Annotated in this window: 4 protein-coding genes and 1 riboswitch; of the genes, 3 read left to right on the top strand and 1 reads right to left on the bottom strand. The window is 57.6% G+C overall.

Annotated features, from left to right (window positions below; all coding sequences use genetic code 11):
* The first annotated feature begins 171 nt into the window (after nt 1-171).
* Nucleotides 172-343: riboswitch (Lysine riboswitch) on the top strand.
* A gap of 88 nt (nt 344-431) precedes the next feature.
* Nucleotides 432-2012, top strand: a complete 1581-nt coding sequence (locus tag ACRAUW_RS16815; RefSeq protein WP_431363192.1) for a Na+/H+ antiporter NhaC family protein — start codon at nt 432-434, stop codon at nt 2010-2012.
* 91 nt (nt 2013-2103) lie between these two features.
* Nucleotides 2104-2685 (top strand): thymidine kinase, encoded by a 582-nt coding sequence (locus ACRAUW_RS16810; protein ID WP_005351181.1) that lies wholly within the window; start codon nt 2104-2106, stop codon nt 2683-2685.
* A 78-nt stretch (nt 2686-2763) separates the two neighbouring features.
* Here the strand turns inward: ACRAUW_RS16810 and ACRAUW_RS16805 are convergent, their stop codons facing one another.
* Nucleotides 2764-4101: a flavohemoglobin expression-modulating QEGLA motif protein gene (locus ACRAUW_RS16805; protein ID WP_431363191.1), complete on the bottom strand. Its 1338-nt coding sequence runs from the start codon at nt 4099-4101 to the stop codon at nt 2764-2766.
* Between the two features lie 158 nt (nt 4102-4259).
* Here ACRAUW_RS16805 and ACRAUW_RS16800 point away from each other — a divergent pair, with 158 nt between their 5' ends.
* Nucleotides 4260-4715: a YbjN domain-containing protein gene (locus ACRAUW_RS16800; RefSeq protein ID WP_005337119.1), complete on the top strand. Its 456-nt coding sequence runs from the start codon at nt 4260-4262 to the stop codon at nt 4713-4715.
* Nucleotides 4716-4897 lie beyond the last annotated feature (182 nt).

The following is a 4897-nucleotide window of genomic DNA, read 5'->3' as shown; positions in this document are numbered from 1 at the left end:
CAATAGGCTTGGTGATTGGATGCCAATGAAACCGCAGTAGGTGAAAATAGCGTCAAAACTGGTGTTGTTGCATCATTTGACTACCATTTTTCGACCTTGATATGTTTATCGTGACTATTTAATCAAAAAACTTGCTATAAGCTGCCATCTCGATAAAATGTGCGGCGAATACCTTTAAGTAGAGGCGCGCTGCCTATGAGTATTTGTGCGGAGGGTGATGCCTGTGATGCACAAGGAAAGGAGTCAGCGCCGAAGTGGCCAGGCCATCATACCGGGCTGCTGGTTCTGCATCTAATAGGTGCAGGACTGCCATAGTCATCCACTATGGAGCGCTACCTGAAGGGGCTGAGGAGTATGACCTCCCCATAGGTTTTGTTTCTTTAGATCCTCTCGGTAGATCTCCACCTGTAATCTTTAGGTGCAAAGAGATCATGGACATTAGTCATTTCGCCGACTCCGGTTGGTCCGTTCTTCCCCCCCTGTTGGCTGTTGCGTTGGCGATCCTGACCCGCCGCGTGCTGTTGTCCCTTGGTGTGGGCATCGTCACCGGCAGTTTGCTGCTCAATCAGTTTTCCCCCCTCGAATCCCTGCATTACATGTTGAATACCGTGCTCAAGATCTTCTGGGTCGATGGCGCGCTCAATCGTGACAACGTCAACATGATCCTGTTCATGCTGCTGCTGGGCGGCCTCATCAGCCTGATGAGCGTCTCCGGGGCGACCCGTGCCTTTGCCGAGTGGGCCGAGCGTCGTGCCAAGACCCGCAAGGGTGCCAAAGCCCTGACTGGCATGATGGTGTTTGCCTTCTTTATCGATGACTTCTTCCACAGCCTGTCGGTGGGGGCCATCTGCCGTCCGGTGACCGACCGCTTCCAGATCTCCCGTGCCAAACTGGCCTATCTGCTGGATTCCACCGCGGCGCCGGTCTGTGTGCTGATGCCCATCTCCTCCTGGGGTGCCTATATCATCGCCTTGGTTGGCGGCATCATGGCTGCCCACGGTCTGACTGAGCAGAGCCCCATCGCGGCATTTGTCGAGATGATCCCGATGAACCTCTACGCCGTCTTCACCCTGATCATGGTGCTGGTGGTGATCGCCTGTCAGCTGGATATCGGCCCGATGCGTCAACACGAAGAGTGGGCTCTGGAAGGCAAGCTGTGGGATGAGTCCAAGGGCCGCCCCATCGGTCTGGATATGGAGAGCCCGGAGGAGAGCAACGGCGGCATGATCGACATGGTACTGCCGATCCTGACCCTGACCGCGGCCACCATCTATTTCATGATCGATTCCGGTGCTGCGGTGCTGAGCGAGAAAGGGCTGCCGTTCAGCGTGCTCGGCTCGTTCGAAAACACCAATGTGGGCTCTTCGCTGGTCTACGGTGCCCTGTGCAGTCTGGTGGTCTCCATCGGTCTGGCGATGCGCCTGAAGCTGGGTGCCAAGAACTGGATCAAGGCGGCGCCGCAAGGTGTCATGGCCATGCTGCCGGCCATCAACATCCTGCTGTTCGCCTGGACCATAGGTGCCGTGGTGCGCGACGTGGAGACCGGCAAGTACCTGGCTTCGCTGGCTAACGGCAACCTGCCGATTGAAGTGCTGCCTGCGGTGGTCTTTATCCTCTCCTGTGCCATGGCGTTTGCCACCGGTACCAGCTGGGGCACCTTCGGCATCATGCTGCCGCTGGCCGGTGACATGGCTGCCGCCAGCGACATCAGCCTGATGCTGCCGATGCTGGCTGCGGTACTGGCTGGCTCGGTGTTCGGGGATCACAGCTCACCCATCTCCAGCACCAGCATCCTCTCTGCCACCGGTGCCGGCTGCCATCACATCGATCACGTGATGACCCAGCTGCCCTATGCGCTGGCCATCGCCTTCGGTGCGGCCATCGGTTACCTGGCAATGGGCTTGATGCACTCCAGCCTGGCCGGTTTCAGCGTCAGCGCCCTCTGGTTTGTGCTCTTTACCAGCTATCACCTGAAAAAGGCCAAAGCGCGGCCAGAGCTGGCCACCGCGTAACATTTATAGAGCAAGGGGCCCGCGGGCCCCTTGGTTTTGTCAGGGGCTTTGGTTAGCATGCGCCCCATAAATTCAGTTTCGGAACAGTATCATGGCTTCACTGCACTACAAATTTGCCACCATGAATTCAGGCAAATCCACCCAGCTCATTCAGGCGCACTTCAACTATCTGGAGCGGGGCATGCATCCTCTGGCGATGACGCCAGCCATCGATGACCGTTTCGGGGTCGGGGTGATCAGTGCCCGGGTTGGCCTTGAACTGAAGGTGGACGTGTTCAGCGATAGCTGTGATCTGTTTGAAATGGTGAAAGCGCGCCATGCGAAGAAACATATCGATGTCTTTATCGTGGACGAGGCCCAGTTTCTGACCCGTGAGCAGGTCTACCAGCTGGCCCGCATCGTCGATGAGCAGGATATTCCGGTGATGGCCTATGGCCTCAAGACCGATTTTCGCGGCGAGCTGTTCCCGGGTTCCTACCATCTGCTCTGTCTGGCCGACAAGTTTGAAGAGCTGAAGAGCATCTGCTGGTGCGGCAACAAGGCTCACATGAACTCCAGGGTCAACGAAGCGGGGCAGGTGATGCGTGATGGCGAACAGGTGGAGATCGGCGGCAACGATCGCTATGTGTCGCTCTGTCGCAAACACTATCTGGAAGGTCGGGCCTACAAGTAAGTCGGCTGCGATATTTGAATCGTCGAGAAGGGCGCCAATCTGGCGCCCTTCTTATTTTCCTGCTTGCTTCTCTGCGGTTCAGTCGATCTCGATATCCACCGGCGCAATGATGGGGTCGGCCACCGGCAGGCGTTGAAACAGCTGGCGAAAATGGTGCTGTACTCGGCCGATATCGACCAGTGACATGCCGGAGGCAAAACCGAACCAGACATAGAGGCCGGTGAGGTCGCGAAACATGGGGGGCAGGTAGCGCGGGGCAGCAATCAATCCCTCCAGATAGTGCTGATAGAGCACCGGAATGTCATCCAGTGTCACCTTGCCGACAAACAGCATCGGCAGGATCTCGGGTACCCCTTCCAGCACGGCGCTGCGGATAAAATTGACCGTCTCCACATAGCCACGCACGTAGGAGAGATCCTTGGTAAAGCAGGCGCCGCCGCCCACCATGCCGCCACGAAAGACCCGCTGGGTGATCTTGTAGGCGTCGTGCTCGCTGGTGCCCTGCTGCACGAAGTGCTGAAACACCTCGATAAAATCGGCGCCGCGCTCGGCCATGTCGATGGCCATCACCCGATCGGAGATACGCTTGGCCCGATCCGGAAAGGAGCTGAAGGTGAGGGTCTCTATCAGGACGGCCAGCCCCTCCTGACAGGCGGTGATCCGTGGTGAACCGGCGCTCAGCCAGGTGGCGTAAGGCTGCTGGCGACCGTTGAGGGTGGTGCCGACATGAACCCACCCCTCGTGTACCTCCAGTACCTGCAAATCCAGCTCGGAGAAACGGGCGTGGGAGTTGAGCTTGATGTAATCGCCGCCGGCCGCGGCGTCCGACACGATGCCATCGCTCAGCTTCACTTGCACGGTGCCGTCACTGAAATAGCTCGACAGCTTGCCCTGCAATTTGGTCACTGCCGCTTCCCCCTCGAACTCCTTGGGGTAGGGGCGTACTAGATGGCGGGCGCCGGGCAGGGAGAAGATGTCGCACAGGCGGGAGCCCAGCTCCTTGAGAGTCTTGCGATCCCCGCGCAGGTGATCGCTGGCAGAGCCATAGAGCAGCTGGCTGTAACGCTGAAAATCGGGTTGGCCGCGCTGGCGAAGCATCTCGATCACCACCATGTACTGGTCGACCGTCTCTTGCAGGATCCGGCCAAGATCGTCCTGTGGCCCCAGCTTTCTGCGGATCCTGTCCCGCAGCTCCTTGAGCTCCAGATACTTGTTGCGCGGATCGAAGCCGAGGGGGAGGGCATCATAGAAGTGCCTGTCGATAGCGGGCAGCTCTCGGCCTCCGCTTGCCAGAAAGCGATCCTGCAGATGGCGTGGCCATTTGATGGCATCAAGAATGCGGATGGGTTTTTGCAGTGCCAATAGCTCATCCGAGAGTGATTTCAGATGAAGGCGATACTTTTCTTGGATGGTCATGGGGCCCCCTGTGGGGCAAGCGTCATCGTGGATTTGGCTGAGTATATGCATAGCGCTTGCCAAAAAGAAGCGAGCCGCAGGGTTATCGAGTTGGCGTGCTTTTTGTTGATAGCAAATTGGTTTAGACTGCGCCCCTTGATCCCCATCTTGTCGTGGAAATGATGAATATCCCCAGCTCCGAAATGATAATGCGTTGGTTGCAACAGGCTCGTATCGAGCACTATGTCTGCGACCAGTGTCACGGTATCCACATTGTCTCTTTGCAGTCGGTCGATGGTATTCAGGAGAGCCGGATCTTCGTGGAAGAGGAAGGCCTGCTGTTCTCTTCCGAGCTGGAAGTGCGCCCCTCCGCAATGCTGCCGCTGGTCGCCGAACTGGGCCGACTCAATATGCAGTACCCCTCTCTCAAGGTGTTCCTCGATATCATCGATGACAACCTGCCGCGGCTGGTGGTCGGCCACACCGTCTTTACCAAGGCCGGACTTAGCGTCGAGCAGTTCCTGCTTTTCGTGCAAAGCACCATCGCGGCCACCCACGAACTGGTTGCCGAATGCGAACGTTCCGGCTTCCTCAACCTGCCGGAAATCCAGGTTGCACCGGAATCTGTGCATTAAGTGTTCGAACGGTTCGCTAGGTGAAAAAAGCCGTTGACGCGGGCGGGGCTTTCCCCTAAATTACGCCCCGTTCCAGCGCAACAGCGCAGCGGGAACCGTGTTGGCTGAACACGTTAAATCACAGACCAAAATTTGGTGAGGTGTCCGAGTGGCTGAAGGAGCACGCCTGGAAAGTGTGTATA

It is taken from the genome of Aeromonas sp. (assembly GCF_050633025.1).
GTDB lineage: Bacteria > Pseudomonadota > Gammaproteobacteria > Enterobacterales > Aeromonadaceae > Aeromonas.
Note: the sequence above shows the minus strand (reverse complement) of the source record. Positions and strands in the feature narration are given on the sequence as shown.